Source organism: Roseburia rectibacter (genome assembly GCF_014287515.2).
In the GTDB taxonomy this organism is placed as follows: Bacteria; Bacillota; Clostridia; order Lachnospirales; family Lachnospiraceae; genus Roseburia; species Roseburia rectibacter.
This window is the reverse complement of the sequence record NZ_CP092473.1, coordinates 40,369-63,310: the sequence shown is the minus strand read 5'-3', so window position 1 is coordinate 63,310 and position 22,942 is coordinate 40,369. Positions and strand designations below refer to the sequence as shown.

General features: G+C 41.9%; 22 protein-coding genes and 2 pseudogenes. 17 read left to right on the top strand and 7 right to left on the bottom strand.

Going from position 1 to position 22,942, the window contains the following annotated elements:
* Positions 1-4 precede the first annotated feature (4 nt).
* Genes H8S51_RS00290 through H8S51_RS00280 form a run of 3 tightly spaced genes read right to left on the bottom strand, consistent with a single transcriptional unit; the run spans position 5 to position 2,570 of the window.
* Entirely contained in the window at positions 5-538 is a 534-nt protein-coding gene (locus tag H8S51_RS00290; protein ID WP_118209277.1) for a hypothetical protein, read from the bottom strand.
* Positions 539-575: 37 nt separating this feature from the next.
* Positions 576-1,223 carry a potassium channel family protein gene (locus H8S51_RS00285; protein WP_118209276.1) on the bottom strand — a complete coding sequence of 216 codons (648 nt, stop codon included), beginning with the start codon at positions 1,221-1,223 and terminating at the stop codon, positions 576-578.
* 18 nt (positions 1,224-1,241) lie between these two features.
* Positions 1,242-2,570: a TrkH family potassium uptake protein gene (locus tag H8S51_RS00280; protein WP_241070816.1), complete on the bottom strand. Its 1,329-nt coding sequence runs from the start codon at positions 2,568-2,570 to the stop codon at positions 1,242-1,244.
* 238 nt (positions 2,571-2,808) lie between these two features.
* Between H8S51_RS00280 and H8S51_RS00275 the strand changes: the two genes are divergently transcribed.
* From H8S51_RS00275 to H8S51_RS00205, 15 genes are all read left to right on the top strand, one after another.
* Positions 2,809-3,900, top strand: coding sequence for a recombinase zinc beta ribbon domain-containing protein (locus H8S51_RS00275; protein WP_118209275.1), 1,092 nt, complete (start codon positions 2,809-2,811; stop codon positions 3,898-3,900).
* Complete coding sequence (locus H8S51_RS00270; RefSeq protein WP_158570868.1) at positions 3,863-4,279, top strand: O-antigen ligase family protein; 417 nt, start codon at positions 3,863-3,865, stop codon at positions 4,277-4,279. Before H8S51_RS00275 ends, H8S51_RS00270 begins: the two co-directional genes overlap by 38 nt.
* A gap of 437 nt (positions 4,280-4,716) precedes the next feature.
* Positions 4,717-5,295 carry a manganese efflux pump MntP gene (locus H8S51_RS00265; RefSeq protein ID WP_117920841.1) on the top strand — a complete coding sequence of 193 codons (579 nt, stop codon included), beginning with the start codon at positions 4,717-4,719 and terminating at the stop codon, positions 5,293-5,295.
* A 44-nt stretch (positions 5,296-5,339) separates the two neighbouring features.
* A complete protein-coding gene (locus H8S51_RS00260) occupies positions 5,340-6,296 on the top strand; it encodes a calcium/sodium antiporter (protein WP_118209273.1) in 957 nt (318 codons plus the stop codon).
* A gap of 374 nt (positions 6,297-6,670) precedes the next feature.
* Complete coding sequence (locus tag H8S51_RS00255) at positions 6,671-7,411, top strand: S8 family serine peptidase (protein ID WP_118209272.1); 741 nt, start codon at positions 6,671-6,673, stop codon at positions 7,409-7,411.
* A gap of 631 nt (positions 7,412-8,042) precedes the next feature.
* Positions 8,043-8,429 (top strand): zinc ribbon domain-containing protein, encoded by a 387-nt coding sequence (locus H8S51_RS00250; RefSeq protein WP_186899841.1) that lies wholly within the window; start codon positions 8,043-8,045, stop codon positions 8,427-8,429.
* 11 nt (positions 8,430-8,440) lie between these two features.
* The gene (locus H8S51_RS00245; protein ID WP_118209270.1) at positions 8,441-9,835 is read left to right on the top strand and encodes a hypothetical protein; all 1,395 of its coding nucleotides are present in this window, start codon (positions 8,441-8,443) and stop codon (positions 9,833-9,835) included.
* 187 nt (positions 9,836-10,022) lie between these two features.
* Positions 10,023-10,640, top strand: a complete 618-nt coding sequence (locus tag H8S51_RS00240; protein ID WP_117920835.1) for an SGNH/GDSL hydrolase family protein — start codon at positions 10,023-10,025, stop codon at positions 10,638-10,640.
* Entirely contained in the window at positions 10,621-10,761 is a 141-nt protein-coding gene (locus H8S51_RS00235) for a hypothetical protein (RefSeq protein ID WP_241070815.1), read from the top strand. The genes H8S51_RS00240 and H8S51_RS00235 overlap by 20 nt, the downstream gene beginning before the upstream one ends.
* A gap of 396 nt (positions 10,762-11,157) precedes the next feature.
* A complete protein-coding gene (locus tag H8S51_RS00230; RefSeq protein WP_118209269.1) occupies positions 11,158-11,727 on the top strand; it encodes a glycerol-3-phosphate responsive antiterminator in 570 nt (189 codons plus the stop codon).
* A gap of 118 nt (positions 11,728-11,845) precedes the next feature.
* A complete protein-coding gene (gene glpK, locus H8S51_RS00225; protein WP_015519905.1) occupies positions 11,846-13,342 on the top strand; it encodes a glycerol kinase GlpK in 1,497 nt (498 codons plus the stop codon).
* 72 nt (positions 13,343-13,414) lie between these two features.
* Positions 13,415-14,125, top strand: a complete 711-nt coding sequence (locus H8S51_RS00220) for an MIP/aquaporin family protein (protein WP_006857092.1) — start codon at positions 13,415-13,417, stop codon at positions 14,123-14,125.
* Positions 14,126-14,373: 248 nt separating this feature from the next.
* Positions 14,374-15,810 (top strand): NAD(P)/FAD-dependent oxidoreductase, encoded by a 1,437-nt coding sequence (locus tag H8S51_RS00215; RefSeq protein ID WP_118209268.1) that lies wholly within the window; start codon positions 14,374-14,376, stop codon positions 15,808-15,810.
* A 17-nt stretch (positions 15,811-15,827) separates the two neighbouring features.
* Complete coding sequence (locus H8S51_RS00210) at positions 15,828-17,096, top strand: NAD(P)/FAD-dependent oxidoreductase (protein ID WP_186899840.1); 1,269 nt, start codon at positions 15,828-15,830, stop codon at positions 17,094-17,096.
* Positions 17,097-17,111: 15 nt separating this feature from the next.
* On the top strand, positions 17,112-17,471 hold the full coding sequence (locus H8S51_RS00205; RefSeq protein ID WP_006857089.1) for a DUF1667 domain-containing protein: 360 nt from the start codon (positions 17,112-17,114) through the stop codon (positions 17,469-17,471).
* 111 nt (positions 17,472-17,582) lie between these two features.
* Here the strand turns inward: H8S51_RS00205 and H8S51_RS00200 are convergent, their stop codons facing one another.
* Complete coding sequence (locus H8S51_RS00200; RefSeq protein ID WP_241070814.1) at positions 17,583-18,095, bottom strand: fibronectin type III domain-containing protein; 513 nt, start codon at positions 18,093-18,095, stop codon at positions 17,583-17,585.
* Positions 18,096-18,254: 159 nt separating this feature from the next.
* Positions 18,255-18,446: pseudogene (locus tag H8S51_RS18490) on the bottom strand (fibronectin type III domain-containing protein); the annotation flags it as partial.
* Positions 18,447-18,583: 137 nt separating this feature from the next.
* Here H8S51_RS18490 and H8S51_RS00195 point away from each other — a divergent pair.
* The gene (locus H8S51_RS00195) at positions 18,584-18,880 is read left to right on the top strand and encodes a flavodoxin family protein (protein ID WP_408639573.1); all 297 of its coding nucleotides are present in this window, start codon (positions 18,584-18,586) and stop codon (positions 18,878-18,880) included.
* A 51-nt stretch (positions 18,881-18,931) separates the two neighbouring features.
* On the opposite strand, the gene H8S51_RS00190 is transcribed toward H8S51_RS00195, so the two are convergent.
* Complete coding sequence (locus H8S51_RS00190; protein ID WP_186899839.1) at positions 18,932-20,623, bottom strand: EAL domain-containing protein; 1,692 nt, start codon at positions 20,621-20,623, stop codon at positions 18,932-18,934.
* 47 nt (positions 20,624-20,670) lie between these two features.
* Positions 20,671-22,389 (bottom strand): methyl-accepting chemotaxis protein, encoded by a 1,719-nt coding sequence (locus tag H8S51_RS00185; protein ID WP_117920829.1) that lies wholly within the window; start codon positions 22,387-22,389, stop codon positions 20,671-20,673.
* Positions 22,390-22,640: 251 nt separating this feature from the next.
* Between H8S51_RS00185 and H8S51_RS00180 the strand changes: the two are divergent.
* Positions 22,641-22,874: pseudogene (locus H8S51_RS00180) on the top strand (IS4 family transposase); the annotation flags it as partial.
* Positions 22,875-22,942 lie beyond the last annotated feature (68 nt).

Below are 22,942 nucleotides of genomic sequence, written 5' to 3'. Positions count from 1 at the left end.
ACGATCAGTCTAAATAGTCAGCATATCCGCATTTTAGTCTACAATGTTCCATTTCCAATGCTGTAATTACTCGGTCACGATTTTTGGATTTCAAACTCTTTTTCCAAACAACACGAATCCATTTTTCCTCATCCAAATTTTCAACCGTTAGACCAAGCGTGGTTACCAGCATCTTTGTCTTTTCGTATGGAATCCGAACAGAAGCATATTGTTGCCCCAAAGGTTCTGTGCTGTCATCTGCCAGAAGAAGAATGTCGATACGTTCGTTTATTAGCTTATCTAAGAGATGATTGATTTGTCCACTACTGAGAAAGAACTCAACATGAGGAGCAGATTCAGAACAGCTCTCTAATGCAGATGCAATGGAATTCAACAGCATCGGGGTTTCTGCTGCAATATGAATCTTGCATTGGCTATTTCGGTTACCTTCGGCGATTAGGCGTTGGTTTTCTTCAATGAAATCTCCGAATCTTGCAACAACATAGTATCCAAATGCAAAAGTTGCCAACAGAATTAGTATTAAAAATAGATCCTTCATCAAGAACACCTCCTTAGCCTGATTAAAAAAGGATTGATTATATGCGGAAGCACTTGTGGACGGCTTTTTCCTGTCCTAACACAAGAATCGATTTATTTCGACCAAGCGCGGTATCCGGCGTAATGCTCATATTTAATCTTCCGTTCTCACGGATACCAAGGATGTTGATGCCAAACTTTTTACGAATGTCTAACTGTACAATGGTTTTTCCGTTCCACTCAAGTGGGGTTTCCAATTCGAAAATAGCGTATTCGTTATCCAGTTCAATGTACTCCAAGATATTCTCAGAGGAACAACGGACTGCTGTCCATGCAGCCAACTGCTTTTCAGGGTAGACCACTTCATCTGCGCCATTACGTAGCAGAAACTTTTCCTGTATCTCACGAGATGCACGGGCAATAACCTTTTTAGCGCCCAATTCTTTCAGCAGATAAGCGGTTTCCAAAGAGTTTTGGAAGTTATCTCCAATGGCAACAATACAGGAATCGTAATTGCCAATACCCAGAGAAGCGAGGAATTCTTCATTGGTGCTGTCCCCAATCTGTGCATTGGTAACATAAGGAAGCAGTGCATTTACACGTTCCTCACTGGTATCTACTGCCATAACCTGATGTCCCATAGTGTGCAGCTTCATAGCAATAAACTTGCCAAATCGTCCAAGACCAATCAATAATATCGATTTCATAACAGAACCTCCTTGTTCTTAACCTACCGAGATTTTCTCGACAGGGAGTTTTGATAATGTGTTTTTTGTTGCCGGCAGTGTAGCGAAGATCAGCGTCAGCCCACCAACTCTGCCGATATACATCTGTGCAATCAGAATCAGTTTGCTTATAGCCCCAAGTTCCGGTGTGATACCCAGTGTCAAACCGACTGTGCCAACCGCCGATGCACTTTCATACAGGCAAGTTACAAGCGGAAGATTTTCCAGTTTACTGATTGCTATGCCACCAAGAAGAAATAACGAAATATACATAAAGAACACCGTTGCCGCATTTTTTACGGTATCATCATCGATGCGTCGCCCGAAGAAACAACCATTCTGACGTTTTTGAAAGACTGCCGCTGCGACAGATATCATTACTGCAAAGGTAGTAACTTTCATACCTCCTGCCGTAGAACCGGGCGCACCGCCGATGATCATCAACAATGATGTAATCATCTGTCCAGTTTCGCTCATTGCATTCAAGTCCACGGTGTTAAAGCCTGCTGTTCTCGGCGTAACAGCTTGGAACAAGGCTCCCCAAAAGCGTTCTGCAAACGGAAGATGTGCCAGTTCGAAAAAGAAGAAGTAGACCGTTGGAATCAGTATCAATCCTGAGGTAACAGTAAGGATAACTTTGCTTTGCATACGGTATCGCTTTATGTGGATGCCGTTGGTGCAAATATCTCTCCAAGTCAAAAATCCAAGTCCGCCGATGATAATCAGTAGCATGATTGCCAGATTGATAATTGGATTTGCAGCATATCCCATCAAAGAATTAAACAGAATACCATCATTTACAATGTCAAAACCGGCATTACAGAAGGCTGAGATAGAGTGAAATACTGCCATCCAAAGACCTTCGCCAAATCCGTAATCCCCGATGAACACAGGAGCCATGATCGCTGCGCCCAAAAGCTCAATAATTACGATGCCTTTCAAGATGAAACCAGTGAATCGGACAATGCCGCCAACCTGCGGTGCGGAAATTGCATCCTGCATTGTGCTTCTTTGCATCAAGGAGATTTTCTTTCCTGCTGCCATTGTAATCGCAGCAGCTACTGTGATAACGCCCATGCCGCCGATTTGAATTAACACAATAATGATTGCCTGCCCAAACACTGTCCAATGTGCCGCCGTATCATAAACCACAAGTCCGGTCACACAAACCGCCGAAGTCGATGTCAGCAGACAATCCAGAAACGGTGTAATCTCTCCACCTTTACTGGATACCGGCAGCATCAGAAGCAGCGCACCCAACAATATGACAGCGGCAAAACCGAGAATGATCATCTGTGAGGAGGATAATTTACGTTCCAGTTTCCCCATCTCAACACCTCCAACGTTCGTTTTCTTAATTGTATTATTGCATTTCAACCATAAAATGGGTATTAGCGTGCCGGTTATGGCATTAAATTCGCATTAAGATAAAGACCATCACTGGTTCTCAAATAGAGAACCGTGATGGCCTTCATTTTTAACAATATATCAATTCATTTAAGACGATTTCTTCCGCAGCATTGCGGATGAAGATGCCTATCAATTCTTTACTCAGCATGATACGGACTTGTTTTCAGACAAAGATGCCTTTGACAACAAGCATGGTATTATGGCGTACAACCGTACCGATCAGGAAAAAGGCAGAGCAACAAAGTACCTTCCTGCAAGTGAATGGATTGTATCTGTTGGCAAGCATCCGCGGCTGATTCCGGGTAAAGTGTGGGTACAGATTCAAGAATCTTTGGAATGCAATAAATCCAAATCCTTTAGAAAGCCACGCAGTAATGAAGCGCTTCTGACTGGCTTGCTATTCTGTAGCTGCGGTGAGCGTATGTATCCGAAAATGAGCAAGCGCAAAACTGCGGATGGAAAAGTAATTTATACCTATGTATGCAAAATGAAGGAACGCAGTCAGAGGTCTGTATGCAACAGCAAGAATGCCAATGGCAATACATTGGATATGGCTGTGGTCGAGCAGATTAAAATGCTTGCGGAGGATAAGGATACTTTCATTGCACAGTTGGAACAGAGCCGTAGATTCTATACCGGCAATCGCATGGACTATGAGCAGCGACTTGATGAAATGAGAAAGGAAAAGGCAGAAACCGAGAAGAAAATCAATTCTCTGGTAGACGCCCTTGTAGATATGGGCGACAGCCCTGCCAAGGCGCATGTAACCAAACGAATTGAGCAGTTGAACGAGGAATACCAGTCCCTTGAAAAACGTATTCAGGAACTGGAGGGTCTGACCACACAGCATGCTCTCAGCGATATTGAGTTTGACTTGATGCGTCAGCTGCTGACTGTCTTTAAGGATGGCATTGATGAAATGACCATAGAGCAGAAACGAGCAGCCATCCGCACCATCGTGCGTAAGGTTATCTGGGACGGAGTCAACGCTCATGTGGTTCTGTTTGGTGTGCAGGACGATGAAATCGAATACCCGGAAATCGCTTCTGTTGCTTCTGATAATACAGACGACGAGGACGAAAACGAGGAATTGGTGGCATTTTCTGATGTAGACTACGAAGATGACAATACGGAGGATGACCGCCTGGGAAAAACTAATCCCCTTAGTGTATCAAAAACGCATTGGGGGGAGGATAGCAAATGCAATACAGATGGATGCAAAAGAAGAATTAATATTTTGGCTGGATGATTATACACTGGAATTTTCAAAACTTGCTGCGGGATATTATTATGAGACAGAATGGGGAAAAGCGGATGAGATGGTGGAAATACCGCATGCTAATTTCCACGGACTGGAATATTTAGGAAGCGGCCGCCTTTACATCTGGTCAAGGATACTCCCAATGTTAAAACATTATATCTTAAAAGGGAGCGGTCCGGACACCTTTGCAGAAGTGTTTCCGCAAAATGATTATGTTGGAAAGATGATCTATGCGGAGAGCACCGGCAGGATCATGGAGCGTGCGCACAATGATTTCCTCGCGCACTGGGTGCAGACAGGATTGCTGTCACTTCTTGCACTGCTGTTGTTTTATGTGTTCCTTGGAATCGCGCTTGCAGCGGTGTAATGTTTTTTTAACGAAACATTCATTGACAAATCATGGTGTATAAGATATGATGTGAAAACAGCGTTTGGCATAAGTGAAAAACTTATGATGAGCACAGGCTGTTTTGAAGGAAAGCAGTCTGTGAAACCGTGAGGGAGTAGTTCGCGTGATCGCGTGGTTTGTCAACATACCGGTTTCTTTTGGTGGGCACACACGAAAAGAACCTGGCAAATCTTAAAGAATGAGACTCATGTATATTTTTGTAGGGATATCTGCGAGGATATCCGGTACAGGAATATACGTGGAGTCTCTTTTTTTGTCATATTTATTTGAGAAATATTATCATTTAAAGTATGTCAGAAATTGGAAATCACTGCAGGAATGACGCATACAGTACAAAATAACTGAGGAAACATCACGGAAAATGTCTGATACAAAAAGAAAGCGGGTAAAAAAAGATGGCTATTTTTATTGAATTGTTCCTGATGGGCGTCGGGCTGTCCATGGATGCATTTGCAGTGTCGATCTGCAAAGGACTTGGGATGCGTAAGGTCAACAAGAAACAGGCACTTGTGATCGGGTTATTTTTTGGAGGATTTCAGGCATTGATGCCTCTTATCGGATGGCTTTTGGGAAGTCAGTTTGAAAAATATATCACAAGCATTGACCATTGGATCGCATTTATACTTCTTGGAGTGATCGGTGGTAAAATGATCATCGAATCCATAAAACCGGATCAGGAAGAGGATGAGGTAAAAGAACTGGATGCGCCACTCGATCTCAAAGAGATGTTTGTGCTTGCAGTTGCGACAAGTATTGATGCACTTGCAGTCGGGATCACATTTGCATTTCTGGACTATCCGATCGTGGAGGCAATCACGATCATTGGAATCACCACCTTTTGTATCTCGATTGGCGGGGTTTATGTTGGAAACTTTTTTGGAAACAAGTACGAAAAGAAAGCAGAGTTTGCCGGCGGACTGATCTTAGTATTGCTCGGTGTCAGAATCCTTTTGACACATCTGGGAATTTTATAAATAACAGGATATAAATAACAGGAAAAACGAAGGAGGAAATGTGTATGGTGGCGATGATGCAGTCAATAGCTTTATTGATGGTGGGATTTGTTTTATTGATCAAAGGTGCAGATTTTTTTGTTGAGGGAAGTTCTTCCGTTGCAAGGGCGCTGCGGATTCCGTCTATGATTGTCGGACTCACGATCGTTGCAATGGGGACGAGCCTGCCGGAACTTGCTGTCAGTGTAACAGCTTCCGTTGCCGGTAACAATGCATTGGCAGTCAGCAATGTGATAGGTTCTAACCTTTTTAATTTAATGTTTGTATGCGGGGCATGTGCATTATTTGCACCGTTGATCGTACAGAAAGATACATTAAAAAAAGAAATACCAGTTTCTGTTCTGTGCGCGGTGCTTTTGTTTGTTCTGGGAATTTCCGGCATGGAGATAGGAAGAACAGATGGTGTGATATTGTTACTTCTTTTTATTGGATTTTTGGTATGGATGGTACGGTCAGCATTAAAAGCGCATGCGGCATCGGCAGAAGCAGAAGATCCTTCCGGTGAATATAAAATTTATCCTGCATGGAAATGTGCATTATATATTGTGGGTGGTGCAGTGGCTATTAAATTTGGCGGGGATTTTGTTGTAGATGGTGCGTCAGCGATTGCCGTAAAAGCCGGGTTAAGCCAGAATCTGATTGGACTTACGATCGTTGCAATGGGAACCAGCCTGCCGGAATTCGTCACCTCTGTGGTAGCTGCAAGAAAAAATGAAGTTGATATGGCATTTGGAAATGTGATCGGATCAAATATTTTTAATATTCTGTTTATTCTGGGAGTGACAGCAGCGATAAGTCCGGTAGCGTTTATTATGGAAAATGTGGTGGACAGTATACTTCTGGTGCTGGTAAGCATTCTTGTATGGGTGTTTGCATGGAGCAGGCTTCATATAGAGAAAAAAGAAGGTGTGGTGCTGCTTGCATGTTATGCAGGATATCTGATATATATCTGTACGAGATAAGAAAGATAATGTATAAGATGAAAAAGGTGTTTATTGAAGAAATACAGGGAAAAGAGTATAATTCTGTTTTGACAGTTTAAAAAATTAAATCGCTCTCATCAATTGCTACTTCAAAACTAAGTTTTTCACAAACAGTATTCAATCAACATATAAAGATGGAAAGCGAAAAAATTCTAAATATAAAGTTACAGAATCATTTAATTGGCTAAAGTGTTATTATCCTTGGAGTTATACAGACACAATTGGTGTTGCATGGAGTGGAGGTTTTGCCTATAGTACAAATTCAAAAAGCATAACGTATTATAATATGCTAGGAACACCACCATCGTTTAAATGGGCTAAAACATCAAAAGGAAGTAAACAAGCATTAGCAGATGGAACACCAGCGAAAGGATGCAAATATAATTTTTGCTTCATTATTTATACAGACTGCAGGATGCGAACAGACTGAATATTGGAAAAATAAAATACATATAGAAGATGTTTGGAAGGAAACATATGGAAATGAAACCATTATTGTGGGAATTATAGATAGTGGTATAGATATTACATCTTCTGATTTACAAAGTGTAATATATCATAACGATCAAGAAATTTCTAATAATCAAGTTGATGATGTGGTTAATGCAATTAAATATGGATATAATAAGGGAATTCGTCTTTTTAATTGTAGTTGGGATATGGAAGTATATAGTGAAAAATTATATACAATAATGAAAGAATGTTCAGATGTAATTTTTGTTTGCTCAGGTGGGAAAAATAGTTCTAATGTAGATGTACAACATGTGTATCCAGGTTGTTTTGAGTTACCCAATGTTATATGTGTAGGAGGTTTGGGGATAAATGGTAAAATATATGAGTTTTCTGGATATGGAGAAAAAATTGATATATATGCTCCGGCGGAGAAAGTATATTGTTTAATGCCGGAGGATACATATACTTATTCCGAAGGTGTGTCTATTTCAGTAGCATATGTTACAGGAATAATTGCATTGGCAAAAAGCATAAATCCTACATTGAAATGTGAAGAAATAAAAAATAGATTGCATAAGTGTTACAATGAGGAATTAAATATACCAGTATTAGACGTAAAGAAGATATGTATTCAGGAGTGAAATAATGGATAGAATCATAATTTTAATTATAGTATATCTTATTGCATGCTATATATGGAAAAAGATTGATTGTTCAAGACATAGGAAAATACATAATGCAGTGTTATTTATATCAAGTATAATGGTAATCATCGGTTGTATAACACCATTAAATTCCACATATATAATTTTGTGCGCAATCATATTGATATTATTAGATTGTCTGGTAAAAAAAGTATGGACTGCATAAGGTAATATTTTTTAACGAAACATTCATTGACAAAAGCCGGAGCAGATTTTGGTGACTTTGGGAGAAAATTAGAAAATCTTGGTCTGCCGGTCACGTCACTCCGAGAAAACCTACATCAGGCACATTTAGATTGCCTTATTTTCGTACAACGGAACAAAAATTACTCCGGCTTTGCGAGGGATGCCACTCATAAGCCTGCGACACAACATTTGAACGGGCAGCTCATATCAATCGTACTGTGTAATCAGCAGCGATTAACCCCATTTTATATAAAGTTAAGACCTTATTTATTGAAGATATATTAGGAAAAGAGTATAATGTGCGTAAGCAATGAGCAGTGTCAAAACAGGTACTGCGTAGTATAGAAATAATCAGGAAACCAATTCAGGGAGGTAGCACAGTATGGAGTTTTTTGATAAGTTAAGCGAGACAATCGTGAGTGCAGGTAAGGATGTTGGTCAGAAAGCGAAGGATGTATCCGGGATCGCAAAGTTAAAGATGGATATCAGATCCAAAGAAGATTTTGTGGAAAAACAGTATGCGGAACTTGGAAAAGCATATTATGAGAAACACAAGGATGAAGAGAGCGTAGAAGGCGAAGAAAAGACACCGGAACAGGAGAACTTTTTCCTGATCACGGAGGCGCTTGGAGAGATTGAGCGCATGCGCGCAGAAGTATTTAAACTTCAGGGAGCCGTGGAATGTCCGAAATGTGGTGCCAAAATGCCACAGGGAGCAGCATTCTGCAGTAGCTGCGGAACAAAAATGGACGATATATTTGAGGAATAGGAGCCGGATGCGTGGAAAATCAGAATAAAGCCCGGGCAGATCTGCGTCAGTTAATGCCTTTTTTCATTGTGGCTTTTGTGGGGATTATTTATCATCTGAGGATCCGTCCGATGGCGGGAGATGATGTATTTTTTTCGCAGGCAACGTCAGAGCTTGGATTGTGGAATTATCTGATACAGCGTTATGAGACGTGGACATCCCGGTTTGTGATAGAGTTTCTTCTTGTCTGGATCATAAAGTATCCAATTTTGTGGAGACTCATTGATCTGACGCTTTTTATTTCGTTTCCGGTATTAATCTCAAAAATATTTGATGGCGGAAAACTGATGGACTGGTGTGCGGCAGCGGCGGTTCTTTTATATCCGTTTCATGATATGGGAACGGCAGGCTGGATTACCACAACGGTAAATTATTTCTGGCCGGTCTGGGGAATGTTCTTTGTTGGATTTCTGCTGAAAAAAATGCTGGTACATAAGAAAATCAATATTGTGGAAGGCATTGCAGGGGTACTTGTCTGTGTGATCGCAAGCAGTCATGAGCAGGTAGCGGTGATCCTGTTTGTGGTTTTTATATTGTATGGCATTTATCTGATTTGTGGGAAATCTAAAAAGACGCCTTTGGTGCAGGATTCTGCTGGAAGCACGCTGACAGACAAAAAAGTGATACACAGCAATAATCTGTATCTGGCAGGAATGGTACTTGTTAATATCATAACACTGATCTCAATCCTGCTCTGTCCGGGAAATGCCGGAAGAAATGCGGTCAGCATTGCAGATCTTCCAATTTTTGAGACATATGGATTTGGAGATAAATTGTATCTTGGTCTGCTCAGTATTGAGCGTGTGTTTATAGCAAACTGCGATGCCGTATTTCTGACAGTTGCATTGGTGCTTGCAATGCTTGTCTATGTAAAAACGGATGACTATAAAAAGACCATTATTTCTGCGTTACCGGTCTTGATTTTATTCGGACAGACGGCAATGCGTACTGCTTATCCGGGATTATCAGGTCTGTTTGTCATGCCGCAGGAGATCACAGAATGGAGCTGGGGCACGCTTTCTACCTGGCTTCCGATGGTGTATCTTGCAGTCACAGTGGCGGCGATGCTTTATGCATTGTGGATTATCCTGGGAGAGCAGCCGATAGAGTATATTTACGCGCTTCTTATGTTGGGATGCGGATTTGGTGCAGGCATGATCCTTGGATTTATGGCGACGATCTATGTCTCAGGTGAGCGTGTTTATATTACCCTGTATTTTATATTGTTGTTTGTGACAATGTTTTGCATTTACCGTATGGAAGATGCTGTGGAAGAAAAATTAAAGCAGACAGGTGGAAAGCTGGCGGTGACACTGCTTGCATTGATCTGCCTTATAAATATTGGATTTGTAACCCTATCCTGTTAAGGATAGGGTTTTCTGTCATTGTTAAGGACAGGGTTTTCTGTCACCATATTTTTTTGTTGACAAAACATAGTATTCATATTAATATAGTAGGAAATAAGAAAACAAAAATATACAATACTTCAGATAAAAGACAGAACAGAAAAGGATAGTGTGAAAAATACATTTTTCACAAGCAAGGGAGATTACTATGAAAGAAATATTATGCTTTGGAGATTCCAATACTTATGGTTTGATTCCTGGAACGAAAAAACGTTACGATAGAGATACAAGATGGACGGGACTGATCGAGCAGGAGCTGTATGGGAAAGGCTACCGCATCATTGAGGAAGGATTGTGCGGCAGGACAACGGTTTTTGAGGATGAGCTGCGTGAGGGAAGAAAAGGAGCTGCATTGCTGCCAACTCTTTTAGAGAGTCATGCACCGGTGGATCGTGTCGTTTTGATGCTTGGAACGAATGACTGCAAGACATTTTACAATGCCTCAGCAGAGGTGATCGGTCTTGGTGTGGAACGTCTGGTGGAGCAGATACGTAAGGCAGATCAGAATATCCGGATCTTATTGATCTCCCCGATACAGCTTGGGGAAGGTGTCTGGGAGCCGGGGTATGATCCGGAGTTTAATGAAAAGTCCGTGGAGGTATCGAAGGGACTGAAAGCAGTTTATCAGAAAGTTGCAGAAAAATATGACTGCGATTTCCTTGCAGCATCCGATGTGGCAGAGCCGAGTAAAGAGGACAGAGAACATCTGAATAAGGAAGGTCACAAAAAGCTGGCGGAGGCAGTGCTTGGAGTGCTGGCGGCGTAGTAAGATCGTCGGACATTCCGCAGGAGACGAATATGGAATCTTTGGTATGGATTTAGGCATGGGAGCACGCACGGCGCAGGCATGTGAGGAAAAGTTAAACAGTATGGACGGAGCATCATAACAGATCGGATAAAATGACAGGTAAGAAGTTTGATTTGGATGATTTTTAGACAGAATGAAACGAAATGTTATATATTGATAAAAATATAACAAAGAGGCTCTGAATAAAGAAACGGAATTATGCATTATATATAAAACAAAACGAATAAAACTGTAAAACACAAACAAAAATGATAAAAAGCATCAAGAAAGTATTGCATTGCATTGTGCATTATGATATGATGCAGTCAGTTCAATAAGAGAGCTATGACAGGAGAGCGAATAGAACGGCCGATGAAGCCGTTGGTATTGTCGCTCTTTTTTATGTTATATTAAAACTGCAATGTAAAAACGTCATGAGGTGACCATTAGTTGTATACATATGAATTAGGAAAAAGGTGTCTGGGAAGGGGAAAGCATGAATCAGAATTTTTATGAAGCAGTAGTGGATAATCCCATCATTGCAGCGGTAAAAAATATGGAAGATGTGACAGAATGCTGTAAGCATGATGATATCAGAGTCATATTTATTTTATTTGGAGATGTCTGTTCTATTGGATCAATTGTAAAGACGATCAGGGATGCAGGTAAGATTGCAATGGTGCATATGGATCTCATCAGTGGTTTAAGTCCAAAGGAGATTGCAGTTGAATTTATTAAAGAACAGACCAAAGCGGATGGAATTATTTCCACGAAGCCGTCACTGATCAAAAAAGCAAAAGAAATGTCTATGTATACAGTACTTCGTGTATTTTTACTGGATTCGATGGCATTTGAAAATATCAGGCAGCAACAGCACATGATAAAACCAGATTTTATCGAGGTACTTCCGGGAGTAATGCCAAAGATCATTGCACAGATCAGTCATTCGGTAAAAGTACCCATTATTGCGGGAGGGCTGATCACAGATAAAGAAGACGTGATGGGAGCATTGTCAGCGGGTGCGATGGCGGTATCATCCACAAACCATAAAGTCTGGAATATGTAGGGTAAAAAATAATATATTTCAATAGAAAAAAGAACAATCAATTTTACGAATATTTATAATGCTCTGGGGGGAGCAGTTTAAATATTAAATAAAGCCAAAAGAAAGAGGAGGAAAAAGTATGGCAAAATATGTAATGGCACTGGATGCTGGAACCACAAGCAACAGATGTATCCTGTTCAACGAGAAAGGTGAGATGTGCAGCGTGGCACAGAGGGAATTTACACAGTACTTCCCACAGCCGGGCTGGGTGGAACATGATGCAGATGAAATCTGGGCAAGTATGCTCGGTGTTGCAGTTGAGGCGATGAACATGATCAATGCGACAGCAGAGGATATTGCAGCAATCGGTATTACCAACCAGAGAGAGACAACGATCGTCTGGGATAAGGAAACAGGAGAGCCGATCCATCATGCGATCGTATGGCAGTGCCGCAGAACTTCAGAATATTGCGATACCTTAAAAGAAAAAGGACTTACCGATAAATTCAGGGAAAAAACAGGTCTTGTCATTGATGCATATTTTTCAGGCACGAAGGTAAAATGGCTGCTTGACAATGTACCGGGTGCAAGAGAGAGAGCCGAAAAAGGTGAATTATTATTCGGAACGGTAGAAACCTGGCTGATCTGGAAACTGACAAAAGGCGCTGTTCATGTGACCGATTATTCCAATGCATCCAGAACAATGTTATTTAATATCAACACTCTTCAGTGGGATGATGAGATTTTAGCAGAGTTAAATATTCCAAAATGTATGCTGCCGGAGCCAAAACCGTCAAGCTGTATTTACGGGGAGGCAGATCCTTCTTACCTTGGTGGACCGATCCCGATCGCAGGTGCTGCCGGAGACCAGCAGTCAGCATTGTTTGGTCAGACCTGTTTTAACGCAGGAGAGGCAAAGAATACATATGGAACCGGATGTTTCCTTTTAATGAACACAGGCGAAAAACCGGTATTTTCCAAGAATGGTCTGGTAACTACGATTGCATGGGGACTGGATGGAAAAGTTAATTACGCACTGGAAGGCTCTATTTTCGTGGCGGGGGCTGCGATCCAGTGGTTAAGAGATGAATTAAGAGTCATTGATTCTGCACCTGATTCGGAATACATGGCAAAGAAAGTAAAAGATACGAACGGCTGTTATGTAGTTCCGGCATTTACCGGTCTTGGTGCACCTCACTGGGATCAGTATGCAAGAGGTACGATCGTAGGTATTACCCGTGGCGTCAATAAATATCACATTATCCGTGCAACATTGGAATCTCTGGCATATCAGGTGAATGATGTTCTGGTTGCCATGAAAGCAGATTCCGGAATTGATCTTACCGCTTTGAAAGTTGACGGTGGAGCAAGTGCTAATGATTTCCTGATGCAGACACAGGCGAACATTATTGATGCGCCGGTAAATCGTCCGCAATGTGTAGAGACAACAGCGATGGGCGCTGCATATCTTGCTGGTCTGGCAGTCGGTTACTGGTCAAGTAAAGAGGATGTTATTAAAAACTGGGCAATCGACAAGACATTTGAGCCGCAGATCGATGCCGCAAAGAGAGAAGAAATGATCAAAGGCTGGAACAAAGCAGTCAAATATGCATACGGCTGGGCAAAGGAAGATTAAAAAGAAGGTTTTGTATAGGGAAGGTAAAGATTGTAATGTATTGGTAAAGTTAATTGAATAAGGGGGGATAGTATGTTACCATATATAGCAGAGTTTTTGGGAACTATGATTCTGATCATCTTAGGTGATGGAGTTGTTGCAAACGTAAATCTCAACAAATCTGGCATGAAGGGTGGAGGAACTGTCCAGATCACATTTGCATGGGGACTTGCGGTTATGCTGCCGGCATTTATTTTCGGAGCAGCATCGGGAGCATCGTTTAATCCGGCGCTGACGTTAGCACTTGCAGTTGACGGAAGTTTTGACTGGGCAATGGTTCCGGGATATATCATTGCACAGTTTGCAGGAGCGTTTGTTGGAGCGGTGATCGTATATCTTTTGTTTAAAGGACAGTTTGATGCAACAGAGGATCAGGCGACAAAACTTGGGGTGTTCTGTACAGCGCCTTCTATTCCGAACATGGGACAGAATATTTTCAGTGAGGCAGTTGGAACGTTTATCCTTGTATTTGCGATCAAAGGTATGGCAAATGTGCCGGGACTTACCGATGGACTTGGAAAGTTTCTTGTATTTGGAATCATTGTATCGATCGGTATGTCACTTGGTGGACTGACCGGATATGCGATCAATCCGGCAAGAGATATCGGACCGCGTCTTGCACATGCCGTTCTTCCGATTAAGGGAAAAGGAACATCCAACTGGGGATATGCAGTTGTTCCGCTGGTGGGACCGGTGATCGGAGCAATTGTTGCAGTACTGCTATATGGAGCAATTCCATGGTAGACCGTATGTTTGTCATGCGATAAGTAACTTTATATGACAATTTTATATTTATGACAGTAGATGTGCATGTGGAACCTGCAATCTATTGTTGAGGGGCAAGAGAGAAGAGAGCCTGACAGGATAATCGCAACAGCATGGGTGCGCTTACTTGTCAGGCTTTTTTATTCATAGGAGATTACATCTTATGAATGAAAAAGCCCTCCGGGTTAGATACCAGAAGAACAAAGTAAAAAAAGGAGAGATGGAAAATGTATGACGTAATTATCATCGGAGCCGGTGTATCCGGCGCAGCAGCGGCGAGAGAATTGTCGCGTTATAATGCAAAAGTATGTGTGATAGAGAAAGAGGAAGATGTCTGCTGCGGCACATCCAAGGCAAACAGTGCAATCGTACATGCGGGATATGATGCAAAAGAAGGTTCCCTGATGGCAAAATTAAATGTACGGGGAAATGCCTTGATGGAGCAGCTTTCCAAAGATCTTGATTTTCCGTTTAAGCGGATAGGTTCTCTGGTTGTCTGCAAGGACGAGGAGGATATGCCAAATCTGAAGGCGCTTTATGACCGCGGTGTGGCAAACGGTGTGCCGGGACTGCGCATTTTATTGAAAGAGGAAGTACATGAAATGGAGCCAAATCTTTCGGATGATATCTATGCGGCTTTATATGCGCCGAGTGCCGGGATTGTCTGCCCATTTCATTTAAATATAGCACTGGCTGAGAATGCAAATGCAAACGGTGTGGAATTTAAGTTTGATACGGAAGTAACAGATCTGAAAAAAACAGGAGAGATCTGGGAGGTCCATACGAATCAGGGCGTGTTTGAAACAAAATATGTCGTCAATGCGGCAGGTGTTTATGCGGATAAATTTCACAATATGGTCAGTGAAAAGAAAATCCATATTACACCAAGACGCGGCGATTACTGCCTGCTTGACAAGAGTGCCGGAAACCATGTGAGCCACACGATCTTTGCACTTCCAGGTAAATATGGAAAAGGTATTCTGATCACGCCGACGGTACATGGAAACCTGTTATTAGGACCTACTGCGATTGATATTGAGGACAAAGAAGGAACGAACACGACAAGAGAAGGCTTAGATCAGGTTATCGCCGGGGCGAATCTGAATGTAAAAAATATTCCGATGCGTCAGGTTATCACTTCTTTTGCCGGACTTCGTGCACATGAAGATGGTCATGAGTTTATCATTGAAGAGGCAGAAGATGCAAAAGGCTTTATCGACTGTGCCGGAATCGAGTCACCTGGGCTTACGAGCAGTCCGGCGATCGGAGAAATGGTTGCAGGTCTGTTAAAAGAAAAAATGCATTTGGAAGAAAAGAAAGATTTTATCGCAACGCGCAAAGGCATCTTAAATCCAAATACTTTAAGCAAAGAAGAAAGAGTGGCCTTAATTAAGGAAAAACCGGAGTATGGCAATATTATCTGCCGCTGTGAGATGATCACCGAGGGAGAAATTATTGATGCCATCAGACGCCCGCTCGGTGCAAAATCACTAGATGGTGTCAAACGCCGCACAAGAGCCGGAATGGGACGCTGTCAGGCGGGATTCTGCTCGCCGAGAACAATGGAGATCTTAGCAAGAGAGCGCGGTGTGAGTCAGTCTGAGATCACAAAATCAGGCGGAAATTCAAAAATTATTGTCGGAACCAACAAGGACAGATTGTAAGAGGGAGGAGCCAGAGCATGAAAACATATGATATCGTAATCATCGGAGGTGGACCGGCAGGGCTTGCGGCTGCTGTTTCTGCAAAAAATAACGGAATTGATGACATATTGATTTTAGAGAGAGACAAAGAATTAGGCGGTATTTTAAACCAGTGTATCCACAATGGTTTTGGTCTGCATACATTTAAGGAAGAACTGACAGGTCCGGAATATGCGGGAAGATTTATCTCGCAGGTAAAGGAACTTGGAATTGAATATAAATTAAATACCATGGTCATGGATATCAGCCATGAAAAAGTAGTTACTGCAATGAACCGCGAAGACGGTCTGTTTGAAATTCAGGCAAAAGCAGTTATTCTTGCAATGGGATGCCGCGAGAGACCTCGTGGAGCGTTAAATATTCCGGGATACAGACCGGCAGGAATTTATTCTGCAGGAACGGCACAGCGTCTGGTAAACATCGAAGGGTTTATGCCTGGACGTGAAGTTGTCATTTTGGGTTCCGGCGATATCGGCCTGATCATGGCAAGAAGAATGACACTTGAGGGCGCAAAGGTTAAGGTTGTGGCAGAATTAATGCCATATTCCGGTGGGCTGAAACGTAATATCGTACAGTGCTTAGATGACTATGGAATCCCGTTAAAGTTAAGCCACACGGTTGTGGATATTAAGGGAAAAGAACGTGTAGAGGGAATCACGTTGGCTGAGGTTGACAGCAAGGGAAAACCGATCCCAGGAACTGAGGAGGAATATAGCTGCGATACACTTTTACTTTCTGTCGGACTGATCCCGGAAAATGAGATTTCCAAAGGTATGGGGGTTGACATGAACCCGGTTACATCAGGACCAAAAGTAAATGAGAGTCTTGAAACGAATATTCCGGGTGTGTTTGCCTGCGGAAATGTACTGCATGTACATGATCTTGTGGATTTTGTATCTGAAGAGGCAAAGACAGCCGGAAAAAATGCAGCAGTTTATGTAAAAGCAAATGGCGTGGAAGCGGCAAGAGATAACGATATTATTTTAAATCCGGTCGAGGGAGTCAGATACACAGTTCCGGGAACTATCAATGTTGCCAGTATGGATGAGCAGCTTACGGTTCGTTTCCGCGTGGGTGGTGTATACAAGAATTGCTATGTCAGTGCTTATTTTGGTGATGAGAGAGTCATCCACAGAAAACGTCCGGTCGTGGCACCGGGAGAAATGGAAGAGATCAAACTGACAAAAGAGCAGCTTTTGCAGTACCCGGATCTAAAGACGATCACAGTCAAGATCGAGCAGGAATAAAATGGAGGTATATCAATGGAAGAGAAAAATTTAATCTGTATCGGTTGTCCGATGGGCTGTCCGCTGACTGTAAAAATGGAGAACGGTGAAGTTGTCAGTGTTACAGGGAATACCTGTAAGCGCGGTGATATCTATGCGAGGAAGGAAGTGACAAATCCAACCAGAATCGTTACCTCTACAGTAAGGATCACCGGCGGAAGCGAAGCAATGGTTTCTGTAAAGACAAAAGAAGATATTCCGAAAGGAAAAATATTTGACTGTGTCAAAGCATTGAAAAATGTTGAGGTTGCTGCTCCGGTGCACATCGGGGATGTGCTTGTGAAAGATGTTGCAGGGACAGGTGTAGATGTGATCGCAACGAAAAATGTGGAGTAAGTTATAGATTACATGCGGTGTGAATAAATTTTAAACATCCGGGGCAAAACAGATATCTTTGAGTATCCGTTTCGCCCCGGATGTTTTTGCAATCATTTTATGGTCAGCTTTTTATTTGCTATAAAATACTGATGTAGGATTGGATACATAAACAGTTGTGGAACAATTTTTCTTTCCGACTTTGCAGACCGGCTTGACACTGATGTAGTACATGGTATTTTTTTTCAGCTTTTTCTTTTTAAATTTTTTCAGGGTGTAGCTGGTGTTTTTACTTTTAACGGTGTCTACTTTCGTAAAAGTTTTCGTATCGTAGCTTGTGGAAACGTATATTTCATATGCGGAAGCACCGGAAACTTTTGACCAGTTGATCTTTATTCCTGAGCCGGACTGTTTTGCAGTAATCTTTTTAGGCGAGGTGCCAAAAGTAATGACGGTACTCCATGGACTGTAAACTTTTTGCTTAGTGCCTGCAAGTGTGACATAGGAACGGACTCTTGCTGAATAAAAAGTGCCTGCTTTGATTTTTTTTGAATTGGTATATGTTCCAAGGTAACTGTAAAATTTTGTTTCGTTTACAATCGGTTTTTTAAATTTTTTGGAATCAGAAACTTTTGTTATCTGCAACTGAAATGCTTTGGCACCATTAATGCCTTTCCATTCAAAGCTGGCATCTCCGGGATAAGCAGTTGTCACTTTAAAATCACGTATTTTCTTTGGAAGTGTTGTGGCATAGGTTTCTGTGTAAGTATTAGAAACAACTGTAAAGTCAGAATTGCTGTTTAAGGCATAAACGCAGATTGCATAAGAGCCATCTTCTTTTAAGTTTTTAATCGTACAGGAATTTGTACTTGTGGTAAGTTCCTTGGAAAGATCAGAAAGACCACTTGGATAATATACAACTTTATATCCGGATGCACCGGAAACGGCTGCCCATTTAAAGGACAGGGATGCAGCGGTTGCTTTGGTTCCTGTAATTTTTGATGTTTTATCGCTGATCCGTGCAACAACTTTTAAGGTGTCAGACCAGTTTCCAATATCACAGAGATTTTTATCGTCCGTATAGAAATAGTCGGCAGGAGCAGTGTAGGCGCAGACACGCGCATAAAAAACAGATTTGCCGGACGGTCTCCATTTTTATAACCATATTTGGTGGCAGTGATATTTATTTCCGGAAAATCCTGAGTCAGGTTAAGCAGTTCATTGATGCCAGCAATGTTATCGTCGGTGAGTATATGTGTCAGGGCGGAATGCCGCAGTCTGTCCGGGAACGCTACCTGAAAATGAAGGAGGCTCCCGATCATCCGCAGAATCTGGATGTATTGATCCAGAATTTTGACTGTGCATTGTCTCACCCTGATGCCAATGACCTGGAAAAACTGAAAGAAGCCGTTATGAATTCATCTTTCTGATAAGGCCATAAAATAAGGCAGCCCCACATAACTGAGTCTGCCTTACCTTCTTTACTTAACGTTGATGCCTCTGGCATATTGTTGTAGAAACTGTTCTTTTCCACATGGTCTGCCCAAATAATATCCCTGCAGATAATCAACCTTCATTTCTTTCATTTTCAAGAGCCATTCCTTTTCCTCGATGCCTTCTGCGCATATCCTGACGTTAATGCTATGTACCATCGGGATGATATTTTTATATAATTCATAATCCCGGGCACTGTTCATCGCCTTGGCAGTAAAATCCCTATCCATTTTCACATAACTCGGATTCATATCACGTATACAATGAAGATTCGAATATCCTGTTCCAAAATCATCGATCACGAAGGGGATCCCGTTCGTGTCCAAGCTCTTACGGAATTTGCAGAATGCTGGTGTCATATCCATAAATCCGCTTTCTGTCATTTCAACGCATAAACATTCCGGCTTTAAAGTGTACTTTTGAATTACATCCAGAATATCCCGCTCTACATTGCCCTGCAGGATCTGAACATAGGATACATTTACATTCATCCGGAAGTCCGGAATATATTTCTGCATTTCACAGCACATTGCTGCGGCTTCGTTCAAAATATATCTTCCGGCGGGAATAATCAGTCCGGTCTCTTCCAACAATGGGATAAACTCCATCGGTGAAATGAACTCTCGTCCTTCTTCCGTTATCATGGAAAAACGCATCAGCGCCTCTGCTCCAATGATCTGTTCCGTCTGGCAATCCACGATCGGCTGATAATTGACTTCAAAGCCTTCGTAATTGTTTACAATAGCATTACGAAGTGCTGCTATGATTCTTCCTTTTCGTAAAAAGACCTCATAGTCATCCTGATTAAAAATATAGAATCCGTTTTTACCCATGCTTTTTGCCTGTTTCAGAGCGAATTCAAATTTTTTACGGCATTCTTCAGTCCCTTCACAAAATGTTGCTGCATTTATAACACCAATAGAAACGGAAAATAGAGCTTCATAATTTTCGGCTACTATGAAATTATAAAGTTTATCTGTGATCTTTTCTTTCAGTGCCACAGCGTCTTCCGCAGAAGAAGCATCCAGATCCACGATCACATACTGATCCGCTACCAGATGGTAAATTCTCTGCTTGTCTGAAAGGCATTCCTTCATGCAGCCGGCTACACTTTTCAGGATATAATTACCATAATCAGCTCCCCTGGAGCTATTGATCGCTCCGAAATCATCAATTCCTACATGCATCAAAAAGCCCTTGGAAATAGGTGCCTTTTGTGAACACAGGTAAGTAAGGAATTCCGGACCACCAAGCAGTCCTGTGACATTATCAGCTCTTCTCTTGTTGCCGGTCTCGTTCAGACATCCGACCAGATACTCTGCCTTTCCCTGCGGATCATTGATCACAATACCACGGCAGTTGATCCAGACCGGCATACCTTCTTTATCAAGCCACCTGTAATGAAGATTATGTACCTTTTCTCTTCCTTCGCATATATCCGCAAGATGCTTTGTAAGCATCCTGCGGTCTTCCTCATACACTACCTTCATAACTTCATTTGCAGCATCTGTCAGAAGATTTTTCGACATATTAAACCGTTTCACAGCTGACTGTGAAATCTCAAAGGTATTATTCTGCAGATCAAATATATACAGATAATCATCCGTACATTCTGTAATAATCTCAAATAAGATTTCTGCTGTCTGCTCTCCAAACACATTAAATATATCATTAATCACAACAAGTACCTTCCTTTTGACAACTTCACCCTATCCCTGCCATTTTTCTAGAATAACTTAAAGATATTCACGCGGTCATGCATCTTGGCTGCTCCCTCTGCCAGATTAATACTGATCGCAGTATTCTCTTCTGATGATGCCGCATTGCCCTGTACCACACCGGACAGCTGTTCAATTCCCTGACCGATCTGTTCCAAGGACTCTGCCTGGGAGTTGGCTTTCTCCATGGTGTTCTGTGCAAGCTCTGCAAAGGACTCCATATCTGCAATGATCTGATTGAATGCGTCTGCTGTTGTTCTTGTGATCGTATTTCCCTTTTCAATTTCCACTAAGGTCTTATCGATCAGATCTCTCGTATTTACAGCAGACTTTGCACTGTCTGCTGCCAGCTTGCCGATCTGATCCGCAACCACTGCAAAGCCTCTTCCTGCTTCTCCTGCTCTGGCAGCTTCTATGGAAGCATTCAGGGATAACAGATTGGTCTGGGATGCAATAGTCTCGATATCGGTGATAATATTACCGATCTCTTTGGAGATTTCTGTAATGTGCTCCATTTCCGTGAGCAGCTCATTCATTTTTTCTTTTTCTTCGTTCGCTTTGTTTGCAGAAGCTTTTACACGTGCTGATGCGCTCTGCGTTTCTTTCGCTGTATCTGCAGCCAGATCCACGACAGTGTCAATGGTGGCATTCAATTCCTCGATGACTCCTGCCTGCTCTGTTGCACCGTTCGCCAAGGATTTTGATGCATTTTCCACCTCGGATGAATTCGATGATACCTGTTCTGCCAGATCGCTGATCTCGGTCAGGGTACTGTTAAAGCGCTTCAGAATATACAGCAGTGATGTCTTCAATTCTGAGAAATCTCCCAGGAAATCTGTAATCTCATCACCATTTCTGGTCAGGTCACCCTGCGCGATTGCCTTAACCTCCGCGGAGATCTCCCTGACATAATCTGCCAGAATACCCATGGCTTCTTTCAGATTCCTAATGGTATCGCCAAACTCATCCTCAGACTCATAGGTAAGCATTTCTACGTTAGACAGTTCACCCTTACGCAGACTGGCAACCGCTGCTTCTATCTGTTCTACCGGCTCTGTAATGGAATTGGTAATGATGCTTCCGATCAGTGTCGTCACTACAGCAATCGCAAGACCCGCTGCCACGATCACAACAAATATGATTATGGTGCATACCTTGGCCATGGTATTTGCCCGATCTAATTCTACCTGGAACTCATCACGCAATGAAGTTAATTTCTCAGTAAAAGACTTATATTCTTCATACACCTCTCCGGTCATCAGCTTCGCTGCCTCCTGCTGTTTCCCCTCACGGCTTAACTTCAAAATTTCATCGGAAGCAGCCCTATATTTTTCCCATGCAGCGCTTGCCACTTCATAATCATCCCGTCCTTTTTGAGCATCGCTGTCTGCAGACATTATTGCATCCAGCTTCGCATCGGTATCCTGAATCTGGCTCTCCAGCTTCTGGATTTCTTCTTCGCAGGAGTTCATGACTGCTGCATCTGATTCTACCAGATGCTGATACTGTTTGATTCTGTATTTCGCAGTCATTGTCTCTAAATCCTGCAGATATTCCAATGACGGAGACCAGACCTCCGTGATCTTCTCTATATTTGAACGGATCACTAATGTCGAGATCAGCGCCACCAACACTAAAAATAATGTCATAACAAGCACTGTCATTCGATATACTTTTAATTTTCCTGCAACCTTTAAGTTAACTATACGCTTTTTGATCTTTTCCATGATGGTTTGCCTTCCTTTGTAAATTATTGATCTTTTATAACATTTATTTGTCCATAGACGATTAAAAGATAGCATACTTTATTGGAATAATCCATAAAAAAAATAAATTATTTTCTGCTAAATATTAGTGACTCAAACTCCGCACTTGAATAAGTGCCTATGCACCTTGAAAATCCAATAATACCTGGCACAAATATAGCATGAAACCGTCTGGTTTTGATATCATTGAGTTGCTCAAAATCAATCAAACTGCAAATGTAGACAAAAGGACCATTGGATACAAACGCAGGAAACTGTCCATGGAAAAAGGAACCTCCGCCATGCTTTCGCTTTTGGAAACTGCTAAAAAGGCGGTAATCCCTGCGAAATATGTTCTCTTTGACAGCTGGTTTTCCTCTCCAGGTACGCTTCATGCTGTAAAAGAGATTGGATATGATGTAATCGGCATGGTTAAGAAAACTCCAAAGATGTTCTTCTGGATCAATTAAAGGTACTTTGATATCGTAATATGGAAGTAAAATGCTTCCCGGCATACTTTCCAATGCCGGAATTT